We start from the raw sequence: 23852 nt of genomic DNA, 5'->3' as shown, positions 1-23852 counted from the left end.
CCCTCGGGGCGGCATAGCGTCACGAACCCGCCTGGGGTCGCTCGATCGCAGCCTCTACCGATAGTCTGCCGATTTGGCAAGCCGCCTGACTACCAACCGGCGTCGGGCCGGCTGAGATACTCCAGCTCCGCCGGCGTCGATCGCCGCCCGAGCGCGGCATTGCGCGAGGGAAACCGTCCGAACTGTGCGATCACTTTCGCATGATCGCGCGCGAAGGCGGCATTCTCCTCGCGGCCCAGCGCCTCGAACTTCGCCAAGCTGGTCGCTTGCGACGCCGCATCCTCGGCATGCATGAACGGCATCATCAGGAACACCGCGCGGTCGGCGGGCAGGTCAGCGTCCCACCCCTTCGCCACGCCCTCCCGCGCCAGCGACAGCGCCAGCGGATCGGCCGCGAACGCTTCCGCCGTGTCGCGATGGATGTTGCGCGAGAACTGGTCGAGCAGGATGATCGCCGCCAGCAGCGTGTCCGCATCGCCCCGCCAACCCGCCGCCCCGTCCGCCAGCACCGCATCGCGCAAGCCGCCGAACCGTTCGGCGATCGTGCGGTCAAGCGCGTCGTCCTTCGCGAAATGCTGCTTTTCGGTCAGCTCCTCGAACCAGAAGTGCAGCACACGGCGCGCGTTCGCGTGGACTTCGCCGCCGGTGGTCCGTAGATGCGCATCCATGTCCGTCTCCATCGCCGGCCCGCACGTCGTGACGCTCGGCTGCCGGCTCAACATTGCCGAAAGCGAGAGCATACGCGCGATGCTGGGCGCGCGCGACATCGTCGTCGTGAACAGCTGCGCGGTTACCAACGAAGCGGTGAAGGCGACCCGCGCCGCGATCCGCCGCGCCCGTCGCGCGCGGCCGGGTGCCGAACTGGTCGTCACCGGATGCGCAGCCACGATTGATCCCGACACGATCGCGGCGATGCCCGAGGTCGACCGCGTCGTCGCCAACCCGGCCAAGCTGCTACCCGACGCCTGGGGCACGACGATAGCCCCGCCCGTCCCCCGCTTCGATGGTCACGCCCGCGCGTTCGTCGCGGTGCAGAACGGGTGCAACCACAGCTGCACCTTCTGCGCGATCCCGGCCGGTCGCGGGCCGAGCCGGTCGCTGCCGGCAGGCGCCGTCGTAGAGCACATCGCCGCGCACGTCGCGGCGGGCCACCGCGAGGTCGTGCTGACCGGCGTCGACGTCACCAGCTACGGGACCGACCTGCCCGGCGCGCCGACGCTGGGCCATCTGGTCGAACGGATCCTGAAGCTGGTGCCGACCCTGCCGCGCCTGCGCCTGTCCTCGCTCGACGGGATCGAAATCGACGACCGGCTGTTCGACCTGCTGACCGGCGAGCCGCGGGTGATGCCGCATGTCCACCTCTCGCTACAGGCCGGCGACGATCTGATCCTCAAGCGGATGAAGCGCCGCCATTCGCGCGCGCAGTCGGTGGCGATGGTCGATCGGCTGAAGGCGCGGCGCAGCGACATCGCGATCGGCGCGGACCTGATCGCCGGTTTCCCGACCGAGGATGACGCCGCCTTCGCCAACACGCTGGCGCTGGTCGACGATTGCGACATCGTCCATGCCCATATCTTCCCCTACTCGCCGCGCGCCGGCACGCCCGCGGCGCGGATGCCGCAGGTCGATCCGGCGGTCGCGAAGGCCCGCGCGGCAAGTCTGCGCACCGCCGCCGCTACGCGTCGCGCGCGCTGGCTCGCCAACCATATCGGCACCGATCAAAACGTGCTGGTCGAGGCGCCGGGCGACCGCGGCCATACCGCCGGCTTCGCCGAAGTCGCGATCCCCCCTTCCCCCATCGGTTCGCTGATCCGCGTCCGGATCACCGGCGCCGATGCGACCAAGCTGACCGGACAGACATCATGAGCACCTCCCCCTCCTGGCATCAGAAGCTGATCGGCGGCTTCAAGCGTACGTCGGACCGCCTGACCGGCAACCTCGCCGGCCTCAGCGGCGCGCGGCTCGACGACGCGACGCTCGACGAGATCGAGGAGGCGCTGATCGCCTCAGACCTCGGCCCCGCCACCGCTGCGCGCGTCCGCCATCGGCTGGCCGAGGGTCAGTTCGAGCGCAACATGGAGGAGCTGGGCATCCGCCTGATCGTCGCCGAGGAGGTCGCCCGCGCGCTCGAGCCCGTCGCCGCGCCGCTCGAGATCGCGGCGTTTCCGCGGCCGCAGGTCATCCTCGTCATCGGCGTCAACGGCTCGGGCAAGACGACGACGATCGCGAAGCTCGCCAATCAGTTCCTCGAACAGGATTACGGCGTGATGCTCGCGGCGGGCGACACCTTCCGCGCCGCCGCGATCGGGCAGCTGAAGACCTGGGCCGAGCGGATCGGTGTGCCGATCGTCACCGGCCCGGAGGGCGGCGACGCGGCCGGCATCGTCTATGAGGCGGTGAAACAGGCGACTGCGACCGGCATCGACGTGTTGATCGTCGACACCGCCGGCCGTCTGCAGAACAAGCGCGAGTTGATGGACGAACTGTCGAAGGTTCGCCGCGTGCTCGGCCGCCTGAACCCGGCAGCCCCGCACGACGTCGTGCTCGTGCTCGACGCCACGACCGGCCAGAACGCGCTCAACCAGATCGAGGTGTTCAAGGAAACGGCGGGCGTCACCGGCCTTGTCATGACGAAGCTCGACGGCACCGCACGCGGCGGCGTCCTCGTCGCGGCGGCGGAGAAGTTCGGCCTGCCGATCCACGCGATCGGCGTGGGTGAAAAGGTCGACGACCTGCGCGCCTTCGATGCGATGGAGGTCGCGCGGATCATCGCCGGCGTGGAGGAATTGCTCTAGGCAATACCGTTCGTCCTGAGCTTGTCGAAGGACCGTTCTTCTTCCATCCCCATCATTCGCGGCACGAAGTACGGTGCTTCGACAAGCTCAGCACGAACGGATTTGATAGCATTGTCCGAAACAAAGCCCCCCTCTCCCGCCGTTCGTTTCGGCATCGACTACGGCCCGCTGGTCGTGTTCTTCGCGGTCAATTTCCTCATGCCGGGCCCGGCGCTGGCGCGGATCATGGCGGCGACGGTCGCCTTCATGGTCGCGATGACGGTGGCGATGATCGTGTCATGGACGAAGACCCGCGCGATCCCGCCGATGCTGTTGGTGACGGCGGTGCTGGTGCTCGTGTTCGGCGGACTGACGCTCTACTTCCACGACGAACGCTTCATCAAAATGAAGCCGACCTTCGTCTACGCGCTGTTCGCCGCGACGCTGTCGTTCGGGCTATGGACGGGGCGTCCGTTGCTGCAGGGGCTGCTGGGCGCGGCCTATCCGGGGCTGACCGACCGCGGCTGGCGTCAACTGACGATCAACTGGGCGATCTTCTTCGCGGTGATGGCGGTGGTGAACGAGGCGGTGTGGCGCTCGGTAACCACGGACCAGTGGGTGCTCTTCAAATTCCCCGGCTGCGCAATCGTCACGCTGGCCTTCGCGTTCGCGAACATCCCGATGCTGCTCAGGAATGGCCTGACGCTGGGCGACGACGACGCGCCCGTCCCGCCGCAGGGGTGACGGTTTGGGGGGCGTCGCAACGCCCCCCGGCTCCGCTTACTTCGCCGCGTCGTACCGCTTCGACGCCACATCCCAGTCGACCACGTCCCACCACGCCTTCAGATAGTCCGGGCGGACGTTGCGATAGGTGATGTAGTAGGCATGCTCCCACACGTCGTTACCCAGGATCGGCGTGCCCTTCACGGCCGCGACGTCCATCAGCGGATTGTCCTGGTTCGGGGTCGAGGTGATCGCCAGCTCGCCGTCCTGCCCGACGATCAACCACACCCAGCCCGAGCCGAACTGGCCGACGCCCGCCGCGTTGAACTTTTCCTTGAACGCATCGACCGAACCCCACTTCGCCTCGATCGCATCCTTCAGCGCACCCGACGGCTCGGACCCGCCGCCCGTCATCGATTCCCAGAAGAAATTGTGATTCCAGAAACCGCCACCGTTGTTCCGCACGGCAGGCGGCAGCGTGCCGGCCGACTTCACGATATCCTCGATCGACTTGTCCGCCAGCGACGCATCGGCGGCGACGGCCTCATTCAGCTTGTCGGTATAGGCCTTGTGATGCTTGTCGTGGTGGAGCGTCATCGTCTCCTTGTCGATCGTCGGCTCCAGCGCGTCATAGGCATAGGGCAGCGGCGGAAGTTCGAAGGCCATCGGTCATCTCCTGAAAGGGTCGTGCGCGGAAACGAACGCACGCCCGGATGGCTCCGCTCGCGCGTGATCGTTACGGCGGCGATATGGCGACGCTCTTCTAACCGAGCAAGCCGTGACGACGCAGCGCGTGGCGCAACTGGTCGTAGGTCAGCCCGAGCGCCGCCGCCGCCAGCCGCTGGTTGTAGCGATGCTCCGACATGCACTGCGACAGCAGCTCGCGCTCGAACCGGGCCACCCGCGCCTTGAAGTCGGAAGGCCCCTCGTCGCAGGCGACCACGACCGGCTCGTTCGATCCCGCCGCCGGTTCCGCCCGCTTCGGCGCCGGAGCGGCCGATGCACCCGGCCGGTGCGGCGAGGCGAAGGGATCCACTTCGATCGAATCGATCGCCCCGCCCCGGTCCCAGCGATAGACCGAACGCTCGACCACGTTGCGCAACTCGCGCACATTGCCCGGCCACCGATACTGCGTCAGCTGGTCGGTCGCGCGCGGGCCGAAGCCCGGCCAGCTCTCCCACCCGACTTCCGACGCCATCCGCTTTCCGAAATATTCGGCCAGCACCATGATGTCGTCGGTCCGCGCGCGCAGCGGCGGCAGCGTCACCACCTCGAAACTCAACCGGTCGAGCAGATCGGCACGGAACAGCCCCCGCTCCACCCGGTCGGGCAGGTGTTCGTTGGTCGCCGCGACGATGCGCACGTCGACCCGCATCGGCCGCGACGCGCCGATCCGCGTGACCTCGCCATATTCGACCGCGCGCAACAGCCGCTCCTGCGCGCCCATGCTGAGCGTGCCGAGTTCGTCGAGGAACAACGTGCCGCCATCGGCTTCCTCGAACCGCCCCACACGCGCCTTGGTCGCGCCGGTGAAGGCCCCCGCCTCATGCCCGAACAATTCGGCCTCGATCAGCGTTTCCGGCAGCGCCGCGCAGTTCATCGTCACCAGCGGCTGGTCCCAGCGCGGCGACAGGCGGTGGAGGCGCTCGGCGACCAGCTCCTTGCCGGTCCCACGCTCGCCGATCACCAGCACCGGCCGGTCGAGCGCCGCCGCGCGGCTGGCCCGTTCGAGGGCGTCGAGAAATGCGCCGGACTGGCCGACGACCTGGGTAGCGCGCTGCATGGTGCGCAGGATTGGCGCATTTCGCCAACTGTTGGCAAGAGGCAAGTCGCAGCGATGGTCTAACGCCCAGCAACACCTTGATCCGACGCGATTTTCGAAACTGGCACGCCCCCTGCAAAGCACAGGACAACCGCCGGACGATCCCTCGCACGGCGGGCCGGGGCAGGCTCCCTCGCACTGCCCCGGCGACGATTACAGGAGTTTTTTGATGGGTATCTTCAGCCGGACCCGAGACATCATCGCCGCGAACGTCACCGACTTGCTCGACAAGGCGGAAGACCCGGCGAAGATGGTCCGCATGATCATCTCCGAGATGGAGGACACGCTGGTCGAGGTCCGCGCCTCCGCCGCGCGCACCATCGCGGACCAGAAGGAAATGCGCCGCCACATCTCGAAGCTGGAAGGGCTGCAGGCGAGCTGGACCGAGAAGGCCGAGCTGGCGCTGTCGAAGGACCGCGAGGATCTGGCCAAGGCCGCACTCGGCGAACGCCGCAAGGCCGCCGAGATGTGCGACCAGCTGAACGCCGAGATTTCGGTGCTGGAGGACGCGCTGCGCGCCTACGAGATCGACATCGCCAAGCTGCAGAAGAAGCTGGTCGAGGCGCGGGGCCGGCAGAATTCGGTCGAGACGCGGCTGGAAAGCGCCAACAACCGCTATCGCCTGCGCGACATGTATGCGGGGCCCAAGACCGCGGAAGCCTTCTCGCGCTTCGACATACTGGAGCGCCGCGTGGACGAGGCCGAGGGCCGTGCCGACGCCGCCGGTCTGGGTGCGATCCGCACGCTCGACGACGAATTCGCCGATTTGCGCTCCAGCGATCAGGTCGACGCCGAGCTGGCCGCGCTGAAGGCGCGCCTGAGCAAGGAGGGCTGAGATGGAAGACATCATCGGCATCGTCGCCGCCGTCATCGGCCTGCCGTGGCTGCTGCTCCACTATATCACCAAGTGGAAGCAGGCGCCGAAGATCACTGAGGAGGACGAGAAGCTGCTCGACGAGCTGCATCTCTTCGCCCGGCGGATGGAGGATCGGGTGCAGACGATCGAACGCATCGTCGCCGCCGACAATCCCGACTTCCGCCAGCTGTCCGCGCCGGCTCCGCGCCTGAGCGAGGCCGACGACTACACCCCCGCACGGAGGAACTGACATGACCGCGCGTCGCACGAAATTCTATCGTGACAAATACAACGGCAAGGTGCTGGGTATCTGTGCTGGCATCGCGGACTACACGGGCTTCGACGTCACGCTGGTGCGGATCGCGATGGTCCTGCTGACCGTCGGTCTGTCGGTCGGATCGCTGATCCCGGTCTATTTCATCGCTGGCATGATCGCTCCGGTGAAGCCGAACGACCTCTACGACACGCCGGAGGACCAGAAGTTCTGGCAGGGCGTGCGCGGCAACCCGCGGCGTAGCACCGCCGAAGTCCGCTCCAAGTTCCGCGAGCTGGACCGCCGCCTGGCCGACATGGAAACCTTCTACACCAGCCGCAACACGCGTCTGGCCGACGAGATCGAGGCGCTGCGCTGAGGCGCGGTAACTGACAGGGGAGACAATCGATGGATTGGGGTGGACCAGGCTTCGTGATCGCGATCATCGCGATCACCACCGGCGGATGGATCATCAATAACTGGATCCGCGCGAAGCATGGCTTCGAACCGACGGACGACTGGGGAATGAGCAGCGGCGCAAAGCGCAAGGTCGGTCGGATCAATCGAGCACTGACCGGTCGCGACGACGACGAATTGGACGACGATCGCAAGATCGCGCTGCTCACTACCGAGAACGAGCGCCTGACCGGCAAGGTCGGCCGACTGGAGGAGCGGATCGCGGTGCTCGAACGCATCGCCACCGATCCCGCCGAACGGACCGCCCGCGAAATCGACGCCCTCCGCTGAAGGAAATCATCACGTGAACGGCTTCACCATCTTCATGCTCGCCTTCGTCGTCATCGGCCTGCCTGTCATCCTCGGCATCGGATCGGAGATGTTCCGGCGCTGGCTGAAGCACAAGGAGGTGATGGCGAGCGCGCTGAACGCCCAGGCCGCGGAGAAGGCGGCGCAATATGCCGCCCATACCGAGCGACTGGAACAGCGGGTGCGGGTGCTGGAGCGGATCGCGACGGATCGCGGCGCCGATCTGGCGGACCGGATCGAGCAGCTTCGCGACGGATCGAACGATCCTCGGCCGCTGAACTGAAGACACGGAAAATGTCGCTGGCGGCCTGACCTGCCCGACAGAAATTCAACCAAGGACATTTGAAATGCTGGTATTTTGCATCGTCATGGCGGCGGTGGCCGGAGTCGGCTGCTTTCTGACCGAGCGGGTCGATCGTCCCCGCCGCCGCGCCATCCGGGCCGCCGAGATGCAGCCCGCCGAGTAACACCTAGAACAAGCGAAGGGTTCGAGACATGAGCGGTGGACAATTCATGGTGGTGATGATCGTCGCGATCGTGATGATCAGCAGCATCGTCAAGGCGAAGATGGGTCTTCGCAAGGATTGGAAGGGCAATGAATACAGCGTCCGCGACGACGCTACCGCCGTGGCCGAGAACCACCGGCTGAAGAGCGAGATCACCGACCTGCGCCAGCGCATCCAGGTGCTGGAGCGCGTGGTGACCGACAACGAAGGCAGCCTGCGCCTCGATCGAGAGATTGAGAGCCTGCGCGACCGCCGCCAGGACTGACGAAGGGACTTTCGTGATGACCGATCCCAATACCTATCTGACCCTCGCCGCCGCCGGCCTGGCCGGCATCGGTATCGTCACGGCCGCCGGCCTGTCGGGCTGGCGCGGGTGGCTGGCGCTGAAGGCGCAGGAGCTGTCGGCGGTGCGCGATTTCGACAGCGACGTGCCGGCGCCCAGCGCCAGCGCGCGCATCGAGATCGCCGACCTGAAGGAGCGCATCCGCAAGCTCGAGGCGATCGCGGCCGGGGTGGACCTGTAGGCCGCACGCCCGGTTGGCAAGGACGGGCGCACCCCCTAACGCGGGGGCCATGACCAGCCTCGCCGACATCCGCGATGAATACGACTTTCTCGACGCCGACGACCGATACCGCCTGCTGATCGATCTCGGCCGACAGCTCGAACCGATGCCGGAGGCGCTGAAGACCGATGCGACGCTGGTACGCGGCTGTTCCGCCTCGGTGTGGGTGTATCCTACCGTCCGCGACGACGGACGGCTCCACTTCCTCGCCGACAGCAATGCCGCGATCACGAAGGGCATCATCGCCCTCGTCCTTTCGACGGTACAGGACGGCGCGCCGGTCGACATCCTCGCGACCGACATCGACGCGGCGCTCGCCCCCTTCGACCTGCGCAACCAGCTCAGTTCGAACCGCACGCAGGGCATCCCCAACATGATCGCGCTGATCCGCGAGACGGCAGCGCGCTACGCGTAGATTGGCCTTACCCCACTACCATGCTCCCGCGCAGGCGGGAGCCTAGGGTCACGAACGGCACCGCTGCCCTGGGCTTCCGCCTATGCGCGAGCACGACGAAAAGACAAATTGCCGTCAGCGCCCGCTTGCCAACCCCAATCCCTCGGCGACCCGTTCCACATCCGTCCCCTCGGGCACCAGCAGCCACTCCCCCGCCCGCGCGACGACCACCGCGCGTTTCGGGCAGACGCCCAGGCACTTGCTCTCGACGATGCCGATCGCGGCCTTGCGGCCCTTCTTCGCCGACACCAGCTTGCGCAGCGCCTTCGCGAGCGACTGGCGCCCCTTCGCGCCGAACCCGCCGTCCAGTTTCTTCGAACATTTGCCGCAGACGACGATCGTATCGCTCCAGTCGGAGCGAAGGTGGCGGATCACGCCGGCTTCCAGTTGCGCTGGTCCTCCGCCACGCGCAGCACGTCGTAAGCCGCCTGCACCGACTGGAACCGCGCGGCCGCGTCGGCGTCGCCGCGATTGACGTCGGGGTGGCTTTCCTTGGCCATCCGCCGCCACGCGACCTTGATCGTCTCGAAATCCGCATCGGGCTCCAGCCCGAGCACGTCGAGCGCACGCATCTCGTCGCGCGAGCGGCTGCCGTCACCCGGCCCCGCCCACGCCTCATACTTCGATCGCGTATAGCCGCCGGCGTCGCGCTGCTCGTCCGCCTCGCGCGCGGCGGCGTCCTCGGCGCTCAGCCCCTCGAAATAATTGTATCCGCGATTGTACTCGCCGGCGTGGGCCTGGCAGAAATACCAGCGATCCGGGCTGTTGGGCGATTTGGGCGCCGGGCAGTCGCCCTTCTCTTCGCATCCGTGGCGGTCGCAAATCCGCACCCGCGTCGCTTCGCGCGGGGCGCCATAGTCGCGCCAGCGGGGAAAGCCCCAGTCGTCCGAACGGGTGAAACGCGCCATCGGCGACGACATAGTCCCACTTCGCCGCGGCGCAACCCGGCCCGGGCGATGGGGAGCGGCAACACTTTATCACACAGGCCTCACACACGGTTGTTGCGCCGCGGCATACAGAGCGGGGCATGTCCGAACACACCGCCACAACCGCGCCCGGGGCGCCGCCATCCTTCCTGTCGAGCTGGAAGGCCGATCTGCCGGCGTCGATCGTCGTCGCGCTGGTCGCCCTGCCGCTCTGCCTCGGCGTCGCGCTGGCGTCCGGGGCGCCGCTGTTCGCGGGCATCATCGCCGGCGTCGTCGGCGGTATCGTCGTGGGTGGGCTGTCGAAGTCGCCCTTGTCGGTCAGCGGCCCCGCCGCCGGCCTGACCACGATCGTCTTCGCCGCGATCGAGCGGATGCCGACCTATGAGGTGTTCCTGCTCGCCGTCGTCGTCGGTGGCGTCATGCAGTTGCTTTTCTCGATCTCGCGCTCGGGCGTGCTGTCCGAATTCGTGCCGTCGTCGGTCATCACCGGCATGCTCGCCGCGATCGGCCTGATCCTGATCCTCAAGCAGCTGCCGCACGCGATCGGCTATGACGGCGGGCCGGAGGGGACGTTCAACTTCTCCCAGTCCGACGGCATGAACACCTTCACCGCCATCTCCTACGCCATCGTCGAGAGCATCTCGGCGGGCGCGGTGGTGATCGCCGTCATCGGCCTCGCCTTCCTGTTCTGGTGGGATGCGAACAAGCCGAAGGACGGCCCGCTGCGCTACCTGCCCGGTCCGCTCGTCGTCGTGCTGCTCGGTGTCGGTCTGAACGCCGTGTTCGGCCTCGTCGCGCCGGAGCTGCAGCTGCGCCAGAACCATCTGGTCAACGTGCCGGTTGCCCAGTCCTTCGCCGAATTCACCGACCTGTTCGCGACGCCCGACTTCACCGCGATCGGCAATCCGCTCGTCTGGACGACCGCGCTGACGCTGGCGATCGTCGCCAGCCTCGAATCGCTGCTCAGCGTGAAGGCGGTCGACGAGCTCGATCCGCGCCGGCGCACGACCGACAAGAACTGGGAACTGATGGCGCAGGGCGGCGGCAACATCGTCTCGGGGCTCCTCGGCGGTATCCCCGTGACCTCGGTCATCGTCCGCTCCTCCGCCAACGTGGAGGCCAATGCGCAGAGCAAGGCCTCGACAATCATGCACGGCATGTGGCTGTTGCTCAGCGTCGTGCTGATCCCGACGTTGCTGAACCTCATCCCGCTCGCCGCGCTCGCCGCGATCCTGATCGCGACCGGCTACAAGCTGACCAAGCCCGCCCTGTTCGTGAAGCGGTTCGGGCAGGGCTGGACGCAGTTCGTGCCGTTCGTCGTCACGATCGTCGCCATCCTGTTCACCGACCTGCTGATCGGGATTGGCATCGGCCTGGTCGTCGGCTTCGTCTTCGTCGTCGCCCGCAACTTCCGCACCGCGATCACCTTCGCCTGTGACGGCGACGACTGCCTCGTCCGCGCGCGCCGCAACCTGTACTTCATCCACAAGGTGGAGTTGCAGCGTGAGCTCGGCCGCGTGCCGGACGGCGTCAACCTGCTGATCGACCTGTCGGCGACCAGCTACGTCGACCTCGACAACATCGACATCATCAATGCCTTCATCAAGGGCGCGGAGTATCGCGGGATCACCGTGACGCTGCGTGGCGACGTCTCTGAGCGCAGCGCCACGCTCATCAACGCCACCAGCCAAGAGGTTCGTTTCGCATGAGGGAATATAAGCAGCTCCTGCTGTCGAACCGCGCCTGGGCGCAGGAACTGATCGAGGAGAATCCCGCGTTCTTCACGCGTCAGGCGCACGGTCAAAAGCCCGAATTCCTCTGGATCGGCTGTTCGGACAGCCGCGTCAGCCCGGAACAGATGACGCAGACGCCGCCCGGCGGCATGTTCCTCCACCGCAACATCGCCAATCTGGTCAACCCCGACGACCTGAACCTGATGTCGGTCATCCAATATGCGGTCAGCGTGCTGGAGGTGCGGCACATCATCGTGTGCGGCCACTATGCCTGCGGCGGCATCAAGGCGACGCTGGACGGCGGCACGACCGGTCCGGTCGACGAATGGCTCGGCACCGCGCGCGAGGTGCTCCACAACCACCGCGACGAAATCGATGCCCAGGTCGGCGACGAAGCGAAGGTCAACCGCTTCGTCGAGGTCAACGTCCGCGACCAGCTGGTGAAGCTCGCGCGCACCGAGCCGGTGCAGCAGGCCTTCGCCGCAGGGCGCGAGGTCTGGCTGCACGGCTGGGTCTACGACATCCGCGACGGCCACATCAAACCGATGATGGAAATCGATCGGTCGACCGTGCTCGACGAGGTCGGGCGGCCGGACAAGGTGCTGCTGACGACGGATGAGCTGAAGGCGCAGGGTGTCGAGCTGATCGTGGAGAAGGTGAAGCCGAAGAAGATGACGGCTTAAGCGGCGGCGGGCGATCGCCTGTCCTCCGTCACTCCGGACGTGTCCGGGCTGACGAAGGGCGTACCGCCCCTTCCCCGTTCGCGCCGAGCGTTACTCTCGCCGTTCGCCTTGAGCCTTACCGCTCCCCGTTCGCGCTGAGCTTGTCGAAGGGCTGCCCTCCTTCTTGCGGCAAACACTCCGGATCGTGGTCGCCAACACCACCAGCGCGAGGCATACGCGAGTAAATCGCGTATGCCGTCGGTCCTCGCTGGCGCGAGGCCGGCCGCGCTTTGCGGTGCCTGCGGCAGCAGCGGATAGCTCCGCTATCCGCCTCCGCAAAGCGTCAGAGGGTCTGTAAGCCGGGTTCTGTCCACCGCCGTCAGGCGGATGGGCGACCATTCCTCTAGGACGACGCTTGCGCGCCGCCTCCAGCAACCAACCCGGACGACGCGCCGGAACGCAGCGCATATGCCGTCCCTATTCGGTCTTGCTCCCGGTGGGGTTTGCCGTGCCGCCGCTGTTACCAGCCGCGCGGTGCGCTCTTACCGCACCCTTTCACTCTCACCGATCCGGGGATCGGCGACCTGCTCTCTGTGGCACTTTCCCTCGGGTCACCCCGGCCGGTCGTTAACCGGCACCGTCGTTTCCGTGGAGCCCGGACTTTCCTCGCGTGCCCGAAAGCACCCGCGGCCGCCCGACCCTCTGACCCGACATGCCTTAATCGTCACCTTGCGGTTTGGGAAGCAGCAGCGCGAGCAGGATCATCCGGCATTCCGCGTCGATCTCGCCGTCGATCAGCTCGGGGCGGAAACGCCGCTGGAACGCCATGATCGCCGCCATCGGATTGGTAACGTCGTAGCCGAAGCGTTCGAGCGCCAGCAGGAACCCCGCCTCGGTCCAGCCCGGATCCATCAGGTTCTTGGTCGGCCGCGGCAGAGCCAGCCGCAATCGGGCCAGCCGATACCAGGGGAACAGCTCGCCCGGATCGCGCTTGCGCGCCGGCGCGATGTCCGAATGGCCGACGATGTTGCCGCGAGTGATGCCGTGGCGATCCTTGATATCTGCGACCAGCCGGATGACCGCCTCGATCTGCGCATCGGGATACGGCACGTAATCGAACTCGTGCCCGGGATTGACGATCTCGATCCCGATCGATGAGGCATTCAGGTCGGTCAGCCCGCGCCAGTGCGATTTGCCGGCATGCCAGGCGCGCTTGTCCTCCGCGACCAGACGATGGATCGTCCCGTCCTCATAGACGAGATAGTGCGAGGACACTTTGGCCGCTGGATCGCACAGGCGAGCCAGCGCGGACGCCGCATCCTCCATGCCAGTATAGTGGAGCACGATCGCCGAAACCGGCATCAGCCGTTCGTCGAAGTTCGGCGAAGGCGTGTCGATGATGTCCATTACCGGTGACTGTGGGGCGACCGGTGCCGAAACGCAACTACCTGTGCGCAGGCGCGATCTCGTAGAGGCCGCGCCATTGCCGCGACGGTTCGAACATCTCGGTCTGCCCGATCACGGACTCGCCCGCCCCCAGCGACAGCAGCCCGCCGGGGCGGAGCGCCGCGGTGAAGTTGGCATAGGCGGCCGCCCGCGCCTGTCCGGGCAGATACAGCATGACGTTGCGACACAGGATGATGTCGAAGACCCCGCCCACCGGCTCGCTGCCGATCACGCTGGCGACGCGGAACTGGATGCGTCGCAACAGCTCGCGCTTCGCGGTCCAGACGTCGCCTTCGCCGTCGAACCAGGTCATCATCCGGCGGATCGGCAGTCCGCGCTGGATCTCGAACTGCGAATAGCGTCCGGCACGGCAGCGGGCGATCGCGCCTTGCGACACGTCGGTCGCGATGATCTCGACCGCATCTTCGCCCAGCCCGCGCTCTTCCATCAGCATGGCGAGGCTCAGCGGCTCCTGTCCAGTGGAGCAGCCCGCGCACCAGATTCGGATCGCGCGGTGCGGCGCGGCTTGCCGAAACGACTGCGCGACGTCGGCGACCTGATCGAGGACGGTGCCGTCGCGGAAGAAGGAGGTTTCCTGATTGAGGAGCGCATCGACGACCTGTTCGCTCAGCGCCGGGTCTCGCGATGTCACCAGATCGTCGACCAGTTGGTCCAGGTTCGCCATGCCGCGTTCTCGCATCAAGGGGGTCAGCGCGGTCTCTAACCGCCACGCGCGGGCAGGGGCGATACATTGCCCGGTGCGGTCTTCCAGCAGCCGCGCCAGCCGTCCGAGCGCGATGGCGGAGCCGCTGCGCGATGCGGCAGCGAAGGTCATCGCCGTTCCACGCTGGCGGCGATCAATCGCCCGATCGCATCGGGCGGCAGCACCGCGCTCGCCCCGCCGGCATTGGCGACTGCCCCAGGCATGCCCCACACGACCGAGCTGGCCCGATCCTGCACCACCACCGGCGCGCCGGCAGCCAGCAACGCCTGGGCACCGATCGACCCGTCACGCCCCATGCCGCTCAGCACGACGCCTAACGCACGTGCTCCGCACGCCGTCGCCAGCGAATCGAACATCGGATCGACCGACGGAATGCATCCGCTGGCACTCGGTTCGTTCGTCAGGCGGATCGCGACGCCCTCACCCGTGCTGACCACGCGCATATGCGCGTGACCCGGCGCGAGCACGATCCGATCCGGCCGCACGCGCATCCGGTCCTCGGCCACGTCGCACGGCCGCGACGCCAGCACCGACAGCTGCGACGCGAAATAGGGCATGAACGACGCTGGCAGATGCTGGGTAATCAGGATCGGCCGGTCGAACGACAGCGGCAGTGCGCGCAGCAGCGCACTCAGCGCATGAATGCCGCCGGTCGACGCGCCGATCGCCACCACATCGAATTGCGGGAGCGTGGGCAGCTGTTCGCCGGGGGGCGATGCGGAACGGACGGGCACGACCTCCCCGCCCCTGTCACAAAGTCTTTCCAGCCGTTCGATCAGCACCTCGCCGAACCGCCGGCTACCATCGCCGACGCCGGGCTTCACCAGCGTGTCCGCCGCACCGAGTGCGAGCGCCTGGATGGTCGCGACGGCGCCGTCGGCCGCGGTCGACGACACCACGATCACACGCGCCCCCGATCCGGCGGCGATCAGCGACGGCATCCCGGTCAACCCGTCGACGCCCGGCAGGTCGAGATCGAGCAGGATGATGTCGACCCGGTGCTTGCCGAGAAACGCCAGCGCGGCCGCCACCGTGCCCACGGCGCCGGCGACCACGAACGTGTCGGTCTCATCGATGATGCGGCCGAAAGCGGTGCGCGCGACGATCGAATCGTCGACGATCAGCACGCTGGCGGCGGTGACCGCTGCGCTGTCGTCACCGCTCCGGGATTGCACGGCCGCGCGCATGTCGGGTCTCAGGCGACGCCGACGATCTGGAGCTTGCTCTCGAGCGTCTCGCGGTCGAACGGCTTCATGACATATTCGTCCGCACCCGCCTCGATCGCGGCGCGGATATAGGCCATGCCGTTCTCGGTCGTGCAGAATACGACCTTGGGCTTGCGCCCCTCCTCGCTCTCGCGCAGCGCGCGCAGGAAATCCATGCCGCTCATCACCGGCATGTTCCAGTCGAGCAGGATGACGTCCGGCGATGCCTCCCGGCAGGACGCCAGCGCCTCGCGACCGTCGCCGGCCTCGCGCACTTCGAAGTTCATCGTTTCGAGGATGTGTCGCGCGACTTTGCGGATGACCTTGGAATCATCGACGACGAGGCAGCTCTTCATGATTGTCGGTCCCGTTTGCAAAGCATCACTACCGTCGTCCTGCACGCTCAGGTGTAACGGTGTCGTTAATCGCGCCGGATCAAACGCGTCAGGCGGCGATGTCCTGCGAATGCGGTACGAGACCGCACAGATCGATCACCAGCACCGGCTCGCCGTCCCGCTCGATCAGCCCGCGGGCGATGCCGCGCCACGTCGGCGACAGCGCGATTCCGCTCGCCAGCGGCTGCATCGCGAACGGCGCGACATCATCCAGCGCGTCGACCAGCATCGCATAGAGATGCCCATCCTGCCGCACGATCACCGACCGGCCGGATTTGCTGCGGCCGGGCAGGTTCAGCGCCTGCCGCGTGTCGATGACGGTGACGACGCGGCTGCGCAGAGCGGCGAGGCCCCGCACCGACGGCGCGACGCGCGGCACCGGCGTGATCTGGGTGATATCGACGACCGAATCGACCTGGTTGCAGTCGATCGCGACGGTGCGCCCGGCGACATGGGCGACCAGATACAGTCCCTCGGTCATGCGCCCCCTCCCGCGACGGCGGCGACCGCGGACAGGATCGCCGCCTGGTCGTACCGAAAGATTCCATTGGCCCCGTCGATGCACAGCCGGACGGCACGCTGGCCGGGGATCGCCGGCTTTCCGTCGCAGCGCATCAGTATCGCCCCCGGCTCGTCGGCGGTGGTGACGCGGTAGCCCGCGCGCTCCAGCATCGGCCGCAGGAACTGCGCCATCCACGCGTCCTCCGCGTCGATGACGCAGCAAGTGTCGGTGGCCCGAGCTTCCACGTCCCGATGGTTGGCGAACAGCCAGTGGGGATCGAGAATCTCGACCGGCTGATCGTCGATCAGCGCCACGCCGCTGACGATCCCCGGCGCAGCCGGCGGGATCAGCACCGACGGCAGCGCGACGATGTCGATCGGCTCCTGGATGGCATAGGCGAGCTCGGTCACGCCGTCGCGCAGGCGAACGACGCCGATGGTCTCGGTCGTCAGCGGCTGACAGGCGATGAGCGGGACGATCTGCTCGTCGACCATCAGGCGCAGGCGTCCGCCAACGAATTCGATGGCATCCGCAGAGGCGCTGTCGACCCGGTCGACCACCGCCGAAGGGATCGCGCGGATGCGATCGTCGAGGTCGCGGAACAACAGCACCGCCTCGCCCACGTCGACCAGGTCGGCCGCGGCGTCGGTGGCGGCGATCGTCCGGCTGAAGACGAGGCCGGCATCGACCGCGATGCCAGCGCAATCGAGCATCAGCATCGGCCGCCCGGTGTCGGGCAGGGTCTGCCCGGCGAACAGGCCGCTCGCCATCACCGGCGGGGCGGCGGGCTTCACGACCAGTTCCTCGGTATCGAGCACGCTGTCGACGGCGATGGCATAGCTGCCGCTGCCGACCCCGACGATCACCAGCATCTGCGGTCCCGGCACGTCCGGACCGATGCCCAGCCGCTCGCCGAGATCGACCAGCGGCAGGCGGCGGTCGCGAACGGTGGCGACGCGCGAATCGCCGATCTGATCGATGCGGATCGAATCGGCGGTATCGGCGACGATCTCCTCGATCGACTGGCGCGGTATCGCGAAAAACTGGTCGGCGACGCCGACGACGATGGTCGGGATGATCGACAGCGTCAGCGGCACGTGGATGGCGATGCGCAGCCCCTTGCCGGCGACGCTGTCCAGCTCGATCCGCCCGCCGATCTGCTCGATCGCTGCCCGCACCACGTCCATGCCGACGCCGCGGCCCGAAATCTCGCTGACGTCGTCCTTGCTCGACAGACCGGGTTCGAACACCAGCTCCAGCTTGCCGCGCTCGGACAAGGCGCGCAACTCGCGTTCGTCGCGCCCGGATGCGGCGAGCTTGGCAATCAGCCGGTCGGTGTCGATGCCGGCGCCGTCGTCGGCAATCTCGATGACGATCTGGTTGCCGGATTGCCGCGCGCTGACGGTCAGCTGACCATTCTCGCGCTTGCCCGCGGCCCGGCGGAGAGCGGGATGCTCGACGCCATGGTCGATCGAATTGCGGATGATGTGGACGAGGGGATCGCGCATCACCTCGATCATCTCGCGGTCCAGCTCGACGTCGGCGCCCTCGACGCGCAGCGTCACGGACTTGCCGAGCGCGGCGGCGGTGTCGCGGACCATGCGCGGCAAGGCGGAGAACAGCGCCTCGACCTTCTGCATGCGGGTGCGAGTGACGGTGTCGCGCATGTCGGCGACGGTGGCGGACATGCGCTCGAGGGCGGCCTCCAGCGCCGGATCGGGATCCTCGTCGCGGACGCGGCGCGCCAGCTCGTTGCGCGCCAGTACCATGTCGGACATGCCCGACATCATCCGGTCGAGCAGGTCGACGCTCAACCGTACGCTGCGCACCGCGGCGCGCGGTGCCGTCGAACTGGACTGGACGATGGCCAACTGGCCCTCCGCGAGCGCGGCGATCAGCACATCCTCGTCACGATCGTCGAGCGCGACATGGGCATCGATCGCCTCGACCAGTTCACCGATGCGATCGACGATGGCGAGCACGGCGTTGACCAGCGCGCGGTCGGGCGTGCGGCGCCCGTCGCGCACGTCGGCCAGCACGTCCTCGGCCGCATGGCTCAGCCGCGCGAGCCGCGGCAGATCAAGGAAGCCGCAGCTGCCCTTCACCGTGTGCACGAAGCGGAAGATGGCATCGAGGCGCCCCTTGTCGCCCGGATCGCCTTCCCACGCGACGATCTCGCCGGAGAGGGCCTCCAGCGTCTCGCGCGTTTCCGCAATGAATTCCTGAAGAAGCTCGTCCATCGGTCCCCGCCGGATACTGGAGACCGATATGCCGCGCCGGTGGTTAAGTCCGCGTTTACGTCGGCCCCAGCGTCGCACCGATCACCAGCACCGGCTCGCCTTCGGGCGACACCTGCAAGCTGCCGCCATTCTCGACGACCAGCGCGCGCGCCATGTGCGCGGCGGCGGAGCGCGGCGTGACGGCGGTGTCGGGCGGATCGCCGGCAAGCGCCGCGCGCAGTTCGGGGTCGAGGATGATGCGCGGGCCCTGTGCCGCGACGACGATCTCGACGTGGTCGCCGACCGTTTCCGCGCCGATATCCAGCTGTCCGCCACGCACCAGCGCGTCGCCGCCGATCAGCGCGAGGTTCAGCAGGATCTTGACCGCGCCCTTGGGCAGTTGCGGCTCCTCGACCAGCCAGCCGATCTTGACGCGATGGTCCGCGCCGAACAGGCCGCCGATCGCGCCCTGCGCCTCGCCGGTCGGCACCATGTCGCCGAACCCGCCGGCTGCACCGAACGCCAGGCGGAAGAACTTCAGCTTGTTGGCCGAGGCCTTCGCGCTCTCGCTCAACAGTTCCAGGCAGCGCGCGCGCATCGCCGGATCATGCTCGTCGGCGAGCAACTCCAGCCCGTTGTTCAGCGCGCCGACCGGGCTCAACAGGTCGTGGCACAGTCGCGAACACAGCAGGCTGGCGAAATCGGTCGGTGTGATGTTCAAGGTCGCGGGCTCCCGGCAATACACCGCCTTACGCGCAGCGACCGTGAGCCTGCAACCGGGTTCGTCCCGTCACGCGACGTCTCTGTCCTACACCGCGATACTATGCTTTGACCGACGGATGCCGCGCGAGACCCTCTCGACATGCTTTGCCAAAGCCCGCGCGTGGATCGACTGAAAGTTCAGAGATGGGTCGGTATCACGGAACCTTCGGAACCTCGTCCGGACGTTCGATCAGGCCCACCGGCTCGAATCGCCCATGGATCGCCCCGTCCGGCACCGCCCGATACGCTTCGATCCTCCCGCCCCCGGCGATCAGCCACAGCCAGCCGTCGGCCGCCGCTGCGGCGGCGTCGCGTAGCGACGGCACCGGCCGTCCGCCCGGATGCGAGTGATAGCAGCCGACGATGCGCGGCCCACCCGCCCGCTCGCGTCGGTAAGCGGCGATCAGCGTGGCCGGATCGATCTCGAATGCGGTTTCCGGACTTCCGTCAACATTGGCGCAGGCCGACGCCGCATCGATGCCGTCTCCGCCGCCGTACAGCAGGCCGCACACCTCTCGCTTCGGCGACGCTGCCGCTTCGGCGGAAATCGCCCTCAACACCCGTCTTGCAACACGCACCGCCATCCCCATCTTGCGTGCCACATGAGCCGGGGGGTTTCCATCATCGAAACGGTCGTCGTCCCGGCGATGGCAGGATGGCGTCTCGACCGCGCGCTCGCCGCCGCGGTGCCGACCTTGTCGCGGGAGCGGATCAAGGCGCTGATCTCGACGGGTCAGGTCACCGGCCCGGACGGCCCGATGCGCGATCCTTCCCGGAAAGCCGTCGTCGATACCCGTTTCACCATCAACATTCCCGATCCCGCCCCCGCGCATAACGAGGCGCAGGCGATCGACCTGATCGTCGCCTACGAGGACGAACATCTGATCGTCATCGACAAGCCGGCGGGCCTCGTCGTCCATCCCGCCGCGGGCAATCCGGACGGGACGCTGGTCAACGCGCTGCTCCACCATTGCGGCGGATCGCTCTCGGGCATCGGCGGCGTCGCCCGCCCCGGCATCGTCCACCGTATCGACAAGGACACGTCAGGGCTGATGGTCGCGGCGAAGACCGATCCGGCGCATGTCGGGCTGGCGCGGCAGTTCAAGGCGCACAGCATCGACCGGCGCTACAAGGCGATCGTGGGCGGACGCCCCCTGCCCCCGTCCGGCACCGTCGACGCCCCGCTCGCCCGCAGCGCTCAGAACCGCAAGAAGGTCGCCATCGTCGCGTCGGGCAAGCGCGCGGTCACTCATTTCTCGACCATCCTGCCGCTGCGCGAGGCGGCGCTGGTCGAGTGCCGGCTGGAAACCGGCCGCACGCATCAGGTGCGCGTCCACATGGCGTCGATCGGACATGCCCTGCTCGGCGATCCCGTCTACGGCAGAACGAAACCGGCCCATCGCGCCGTGCTGGAAACCCTGCATTTCCGCCGTCAGGCCTTGCACGCCGCCCGGCTGGGGTTCATCCATCCGGTGACAAGTGCCGCTTTGGCGTTCGAAAGCGAAATGCCTGCTGACATGCAGGAACTGTTCAACCAGCTTCACGTATAGATATTGTGCATCGCCGCAGAACCCTTGCGGTCCGGTGCGTGGAAAGGGATTTACGAGGTCATGGCAAACGGCAGCAACGTCCCGGCGACGATTCCTGCGCTTGGCGGCGAGCAGAGCCTCAACCGCTATCTCGCCGAGATCAAGAAATTCCCGATCCTCGCGCCCGAGCAGGAATATATGCTCGCCAAGCGCTTTCAGGAGCACGGCGATCCCGAGGCCGCGGCGCAGCTGGTCACCTCGCACCTGCGGCTCGTTGCCAAGATCGCGATGGGCTATCGCGGCTACGGCCTGCCGGTCAGCGAGCTGATCTCCGAAGGCAACATCGGCCTGATGCAGGGCGTGAAGAAGTTCGAGCCCGACCGGGGCTTCCGCCTCGCCACCTACGCGATGTGGTGGATCCGCGCCTCGATTCAGGAATTCATCCTGCGCAGCTGGTCGCTGGTGAAGATGGGCACGACCGCGGCGCAGAAGAAGCTGTTCTTCAACCTGCGCCGCATGAAGTCGAAGCTCGACGCGTTCGAGGACGGCGACCTGACGCCGGAGCATCTGACCAAGATCGCGACCGATCTGGGCGTGACCGAGGCCGAGGTCACGTCGATGAACCGGCGCATGGCGATGGGCGGCGACACCTCGCTCAACGTGCCGATGCGTGAGGATGGCGAGGGTCAGTGGCAGGACTGGCTGGCCGATGACTCGCCCTTGCAGGACACGATCGTCGCCGACGAGCAGGAAAAGACGGTTCGCCACGACATGCTGGTCGAGGCGATGGATGACCTGAACGACCGCGAGAAGTTCATCCTGACCGAGCGTCGCCTGACCGACGAGCCGAAAACGCTGGAGGAACTGAGCCAGGTTTATGGCGTCAGCCGCGAGCGCGTTCGCCAGATCGAGGTGCGCGCGTTCGAGAAGCTGCAGAAGGCGATGATGCGACTGGCGGGTGGCAAGCGGCTGCTCCCCGCGTAACCGGGCGCCGCTTGTCTCCCCGTCCGACGGCTTATAGCGTCGCGCGATGCCGTCAGCCGTAAAGCGCCGTCCCGCCCAACGCGGCTTCGTCCGCCGCATGATCGGCTGGCTGACGAAGCTCGCGTTCACCTTCGTCGCGCTCTCGGTGACGATGACGATCATCTATCGCTTCGTGCCGCCGCCGATCACCTGGACGATGATCGGCGACCTGATGGGCGGGCACGGCATCACCAAGGACTGGATGCCGCTCTCGCAGATCGACCCGGACATGCCCCGCGCTGCCATCGCGGCGGAGGACGCGCGTTTCTGTTCGCATTCGGGCTTCGACTACAAGGCGATCGCCAGCGCCGCTGCGCGCAACAGCAAGGGTGGTCGCATCCGCGGCGGCTCGACGATCAGCCAGCAGACCGCGAAGAACGTCTTCCTGTTTCAGGGCGGCGGCTACGCCCGCAAGGGGTTGGAGGCCTATTTCACCGTTCTGATCGAGGCGATCTGGGGCAAGCGCCGGATCATGGAAGTCTATCTGAACGTCGCGGAGACCGGCATCGGCACCTACGGTGTCAACGCCGGGTCGATGCGCTACTTCCACCACGACGCGTCCCAAATGACGCCGCGCGAGGCCGCGCAGATCGCCGCCGTCCTCCCTCTGCCAAAAAAGCGCGCCGGCATCGCCCCGCGCGGCTATACGAAGCGGTACGGCAACTCCATCGCCCGGCGCACCGGCGTCGTGCGCAATTCGGGCCTCGACAGCTGCCTGTGAGGCGGGTCGCGATGGCCCTGGCGGCGCTGGCGCTCGGCGGCTCCGCACCGGGGTTCCCGGACAGCGACGCGATCGTCGCCGAGATCAACCTCGCGCGCAACAACCCGCGGGCCTACGCCGATGTCCTCCGCGACTATCGGCGGGGGTTCGAACGCGATGGCATATCGCACCGCGCTTTGCCGACCGCCCGTCCGACACCGACGCTGGAGGGCGTCGCGGCGGTCGATGAGGCGATCGGAGTGCTGATGGCGATGAAGCCGGCGCCGTCGCTAGCGGCGGCATCGTTGCTGACCGACACCGCTGAGGAGCTCGGCGCCTCGCACGCCCGGACCGGGCAGATCGGCCACACGTCGCCGGACGGGCTGATGCCGGCGCAGCGGGTCGAGCGGCGGGGCGGCCAGCCTTACGGCATCGCCGAGGCGATCTCCTACGGCCAGACCACCGCGCGCGATGTCGTGCGGCAGTTGATCGTCGATGGCGGCGTGCCGTCGCGAATGCATCGTCGGCTTATTCTCGACCCGTATTTCCGGGTAGCCGGAGCGTGGTGCGGACCGCACCGTCGCTACGGTGCGGTCTGCGTCGTCGATCTGGGCGTCCGGCCGCGAGGCGGGACGTGATCCCCTAGTCCACGGCCTTCTTCGCGGTGTCACCGACATCCTTGGCCGCCGAACCGACGTCCTTCGCGGCCTGCGTGATCGCGTCGTTCTTCCGCGTCTCGCTGCTGTTCTGCGAGAACAGGTAGAAGGCGCCGATCGCCACCACCACCAGCAGGATCAGGCCGATCACCAGCCCGCCCCCACCACCGCTGCGGCGTTCGATGATCGTCGTCGTGTGCTGCGGCGCCTGGGTTCCGGTCGGCGTCGTCGTTTCGGTTACGCGGTCGTCACTCATCGTCTGTCCCCTTGAACTGCGATGAGCGCTGAACGACGCCGGGCGGGCTTCGTTCCCGAGGCGCAACGACCGATCAGAACGGCAGCTTGAAGCCCGGCGGGAGCGGCAGGCCGCTGGTCAGCTTGCCCATCTCGCTCTGCGAGGCGGCGTCGGCCTTCGCCCGCGCGTCGTTGAAGGCGGCGACGACCAGATCCTCGACCATCCCCTTCTCGCTCGGCTGGAGCAGCGAGGCGTCGATGTCGATGCCGATGATGCGACCCTTGGCCGACGCGGTCACCTTCACGAGGCCACCGCCCGAAGCACCCTGCACCTCGATCTCATCGAGGCTCGCCTGCGCCTTGGTCAGCTCGTTCTGCACGTTCTGCGCCATCGCCATGATGTCTTCGATGCTTTTCACG

At 67.3% G+C, this 23852-nt stretch carries 32 protein-coding genes and 1 other RNA gene; 17 read left to right on the top strand and 16 right to left on the bottom strand.

The genetic code is table 11. From position 1 onward, the window contains the following. Positions 1–89: 89 nt before the first annotated feature. Positions 90–668, bottom strand: coding sequence for a DUF924 family protein (locus ACX40P_RS07985; protein ID WP_459125781.1), 579 nt, complete (start codon positions 666–668; stop codon positions 90–92). On the opposite strand from ACX40P_RS07985, the gene mtaB reads away from it, so the two are divergent. The 3 genes from mtaB to ACX40P_RS07970 all read left to right on the top strand — a co-directional run bounded on the left by mtaB (position 667) and on the right by ACX40P_RS07970 (position 3518). Then, on the top strand, positions 667–1866 hold the full coding sequence (mtaB, locus tag ACX40P_RS07980; RefSeq protein WP_459125780.1) for a tRNA (N(6)-L-threonylcarbamoyladenosine(37)-C(2))-methylthiotransferase MtaB: 1200 nt from the start codon (positions 667–669) through the stop codon (positions 1864–1866). The two genes, ACX40P_RS07985 and mtaB, sit on opposite strands and share 2 nt — an antisense overlap. Next, positions 1863–2795, top strand: a complete 933-nt coding sequence (gene ftsY, locus ACX40P_RS07975; RefSeq protein WP_459125779.1) for a signal recognition particle-docking protein FtsY — start codon at positions 1863–1865, stop codon at positions 2793–2795. Before mtaB ends, ftsY begins: the two co-directional genes overlap by 4 nt. Before the next feature lie 111 nt (positions 2796–2906). Then, the gene (locus ACX40P_RS07970; RefSeq protein ID WP_459125778.1) at positions 2907–3518 is read left to right on the top strand and encodes a septation protein A; all 612 of its coding nucleotides are present in this window, start codon (positions 2907–2909) and stop codon (positions 3516–3518) included. A 36-nt stretch (positions 3519–3554) separates the two neighbouring features. Here ACX40P_RS07970 and ACX40P_RS07965 read toward each other — a convergent pair whose 3' ends face one another. Next, on the bottom strand, positions 3555–4163 hold the full coding sequence (locus ACX40P_RS07965; RefSeq protein WP_459125777.1) for a superoxide dismutase: 609 nt from the start codon (positions 4161–4163) through the stop codon (positions 3555–3557). A gap of 97 nt (positions 4164–4260) precedes the next feature. Further along, positions 4261–5280, bottom strand: a complete 1020-nt coding sequence (pspF, locus tag ACX40P_RS07960; RefSeq protein WP_459125776.1) for a phage shock protein operon transcriptional activator — start codon at positions 5278–5280, stop codon at positions 4261–4263. Between the two features lie 208 nt (positions 5281–5488). Between pspF and pspA the strand changes: the two genes are divergently transcribed. From pspA to ACX40P_RS07920, 8 genes are all read left to right on the top strand, one after another. Next, positions 5489–6154, top strand: coding sequence for a phage shock protein PspA (pspA, locus tag ACX40P_RS07955; RefSeq protein ID WP_459125775.1), 666 nt, complete (start codon positions 5489–5491; stop codon positions 6152–6154). Between the two features lies 1 nt (position 6155). Continuing rightward, the gene (pspB, locus tag ACX40P_RS07950; RefSeq protein WP_459125774.1) at positions 6156–6425 is read left to right on the top strand and encodes an envelope stress response membrane protein PspB; all 270 of its coding nucleotides are present in this window, start codon (positions 6156–6158) and stop codon (positions 6423–6425) included. Position 6426: 1 nt separating this feature from the next. Further along, on the top strand, positions 6427–6807 hold the full coding sequence (pspC, locus tag ACX40P_RS07945; RefSeq protein WP_459125773.1) for an envelope stress response membrane protein PspC: 381 nt from the start codon (positions 6427–6429) through the stop codon (positions 6805–6807). A gap of 29 nt (positions 6808–6836) precedes the next feature. Continuing rightward, entirely contained in the window at positions 6837–7175 is a 339-nt protein-coding gene (locus ACX40P_RS07940) for a hypothetical protein (protein ID WP_459125772.1), read from the top strand. A gap of 13 nt (positions 7176–7188) precedes the next feature. After that, a complete protein-coding gene (locus ACX40P_RS07935; protein ID WP_459125771.1) occupies positions 7189–7476 on the top strand; it encodes a hypothetical protein in 288 nt (95 codons plus the stop codon). Positions 7477–7706: 230 nt separating this feature from the next. After that, positions 7707–7964, top strand: a complete 258-nt coding sequence (locus ACX40P_RS07930; protein WP_459125770.1) for a hypothetical protein — start codon at positions 7707–7709, stop codon at positions 7962–7964. A 16-nt stretch (positions 7965–7980) separates the two neighbouring features. Continuing rightward, positions 7981–8223, top strand: a complete 243-nt coding sequence (locus tag ACX40P_RS07925; RefSeq protein ID WP_459125769.1) for a hypothetical protein — start codon at positions 7981–7983, stop codon at positions 8221–8223. A gap of 49 nt (positions 8224–8272) precedes the next feature. Further along, positions 8273–8677, top strand: a complete 405-nt coding sequence (locus ACX40P_RS07920) for a SufE family protein (RefSeq protein WP_459125768.1) — start codon at positions 8273–8275, stop codon at positions 8675–8677. 114 nt (positions 8678–8791) lie between these two features. On the opposite strand, the gene ACX40P_RS07915 is transcribed toward ACX40P_RS07920, so the two are convergent. Together ACX40P_RS07915 and ACX40P_RS07910 are read right to left on the bottom strand one after the other, a co-directional pair. Continuing rightward, on the bottom strand, positions 8792–9091 hold the full coding sequence (locus ACX40P_RS07915) for a (2Fe-2S) ferredoxin domain-containing protein (RefSeq protein WP_459125767.1): 300 nt from the start codon (positions 9089–9091) through the stop codon (positions 8792–8794). Next, positions 9088–9624, bottom strand: a complete 537-nt coding sequence (locus ACX40P_RS07910) for a J domain-containing protein (RefSeq protein WP_459125766.1) — start codon at positions 9622–9624, stop codon at positions 9088–9090. Before ACX40P_RS07910 ends, ACX40P_RS07915 begins: the two co-directional genes overlap by 4 nt. 119 nt (positions 9625–9743) lie before the next feature. Here ACX40P_RS07910 and ACX40P_RS07905 point away from each other — a divergent pair, with 119 nt between their 5' ends. Together ACX40P_RS07905 and ACX40P_RS07900 are read left to right on the top strand one after the other, a co-directional pair. Beyond that, positions 9744–11351, top strand: coding sequence for a SulP family inorganic anion transporter (locus tag ACX40P_RS07905; protein WP_459125765.1), 1608 nt, complete (start codon positions 9744–9746; stop codon positions 11349–11351). Continuing rightward, positions 11348–12058 carry a carbonic anhydrase gene (locus ACX40P_RS07900; protein ID WP_459125764.1) on the top strand — a complete coding sequence of 237 codons (711 nt, stop codon included), beginning with the start codon at positions 11348–11350 and terminating at the stop codon, positions 12056–12058. The genes ACX40P_RS07905 and ACX40P_RS07900 overlap by 4 nt, the downstream gene beginning before the upstream one ends. A 318-nt stretch (positions 12059–12376) precedes the next feature. Here ACX40P_RS07900 and rnpB read toward each other — a convergent pair. From rnpB to ACX40P_RS07855, 9 genes are all read right to left on the bottom strand, one after another. Further along, an RNA gene (rnpB, locus tag ACX40P_RS07895) (RNase P RNA component class A) lies at positions 12377–12743 on the bottom strand. An 11-nt stretch (positions 12744–12754) separates the two neighbouring features. Next, positions 12755–13444 (bottom strand): N-acetylmuramoyl-L-alanine amidase, encoded by a 690-nt coding sequence (locus ACX40P_RS07890; RefSeq protein ID WP_459125763.1) that lies wholly within the window; start codon positions 13442–13444, stop codon positions 12755–12757. Between the two features lie 37 nt (positions 13445–13481). Next, positions 13482–14318, bottom strand: coding sequence for a CheR family methyltransferase (locus ACX40P_RS07885; RefSeq protein ID WP_459125762.1), 837 nt, complete (start codon positions 14316–14318; stop codon positions 13482–13484). After that, the gene (locus ACX40P_RS07880; protein ID WP_459125761.1) at positions 14315–15382 is read right to left on the bottom strand and encodes a chemotaxis protein CheB; all 1068 of its coding nucleotides are present in this window, start codon (positions 15380–15382) and stop codon (positions 14315–14317) included. The genes ACX40P_RS07885 and ACX40P_RS07880 overlap by 4 nt, the downstream gene beginning before the upstream one ends. A gap of 20 nt (positions 15383–15402) precedes the next feature. After that, positions 15403–15768: a response regulator gene (locus ACX40P_RS07875; protein WP_459125760.1), complete on the bottom strand. Its 366-nt coding sequence runs from the start codon at positions 15766–15768 to the stop codon at positions 15403–15405. Between the two features lie 88 nt (positions 15769–15856). Continuing rightward, complete coding sequence (locus ACX40P_RS07870) at positions 15857–16288, bottom strand: chemotaxis protein CheW (protein WP_459125759.1); 432 nt, start codon at positions 16286–16288, stop codon at positions 15857–15859. Continuing rightward, positions 16285–18549 (bottom strand): chemotaxis protein CheA, encoded by a 2265-nt coding sequence (locus ACX40P_RS07865; protein WP_459125758.1) that lies wholly within the window; start codon positions 18547–18549, stop codon positions 16285–16287. The genes ACX40P_RS07870 and ACX40P_RS07865 overlap by 4 nt, the downstream gene beginning before the upstream one ends. Positions 18550–18604: 55 nt before the next feature. Beyond that, positions 18605–19249, bottom strand: coding sequence for a histidine phosphotransferase family protein (locus ACX40P_RS07860; RefSeq protein WP_459125757.1), 645 nt, complete (start codon positions 19247–19249; stop codon positions 18605–18607). Positions 19250–19445: 196 nt separating this feature from the next. Beyond that, entirely contained in the window at positions 19446–19850 is a 405-nt protein-coding gene (locus tag ACX40P_RS07855) for a M67 family metallopeptidase (RefSeq protein ID WP_459126038.1), read from the bottom strand. 42 nt (positions 19851–19892) lie between these two features. On the opposite strand from ACX40P_RS07855, the gene ACX40P_RS07850 reads away from it, so the two are divergent. From ACX40P_RS07850 to ACX40P_RS07835, 4 genes are read left to right on the top strand one after another with little or no spacing between them, the layout of a single operon-like run. Further along, on the top strand, positions 19893–20840 hold the full coding sequence (locus ACX40P_RS07850; RefSeq protein WP_459125756.1) for an RluA family pseudouridine synthase: 948 nt from the start codon (positions 19893–19895) through the stop codon (positions 20838–20840). Positions 20841–20900: 60 nt separating this feature from the next. Next, positions 20901–21803 (top strand): RNA polymerase sigma factor RpoH, encoded by a 903-nt coding sequence (gene rpoH / locus ACX40P_RS07845; protein WP_459125755.1) that lies wholly within the window; start codon positions 20901–20903, stop codon positions 21801–21803. Between the two features lie 46 nt (positions 21804–21849). Then, positions 21850–22563 carry a monofunctional biosynthetic peptidoglycan transglycosylase gene (gene mtgA / locus ACX40P_RS07840; protein ID WP_459125754.1) on the top strand — a complete coding sequence of 238 codons (714 nt, stop codon included), beginning with the start codon at positions 21850–21852 and terminating at the stop codon, positions 22561–22563. Between the two features lie 11 nt (positions 22564–22574). After that, on the top strand, positions 22575–23180 hold the full coding sequence (locus ACX40P_RS07835) for a CAP domain-containing protein (RefSeq protein ID WP_459125753.1): 606 nt from the start codon (positions 22575–22577) through the stop codon (positions 23178–23180). Between the two features lie 4 nt (positions 23181–23184). On the opposite strand, the gene ACX40P_RS07830 is transcribed toward ACX40P_RS07835, so the two are convergent. Both ACX40P_RS07830 and ACX40P_RS07825 read right to left on the bottom strand, forming a co-directional pair. Further along, positions 23185–23454 carry a hypothetical protein gene (locus ACX40P_RS07830; protein ID WP_459125752.1) on the bottom strand — a complete coding sequence of 90 codons (270 nt, stop codon included), beginning with the start codon at positions 23452–23454 and terminating at the stop codon, positions 23185–23187. A gap of 73 nt (positions 23455–23527) precedes the next feature. Then, positions 23528–23851, bottom strand: coding sequence for a YbaB/EbfC family nucleoid-associated protein (locus ACX40P_RS07825; RefSeq protein ID WP_459125751.1), 324 nt, complete (start codon positions 23849–23851; stop codon positions 23528–23530). Position 23852: the final 1 nt, after the last annotated feature.

It is taken from the genome of Sphingomonas sp. RS2018 (assembly GCF_054489605.1).
This window is presented reverse-complemented; position numbering and strand designations above follow the sequence as displayed.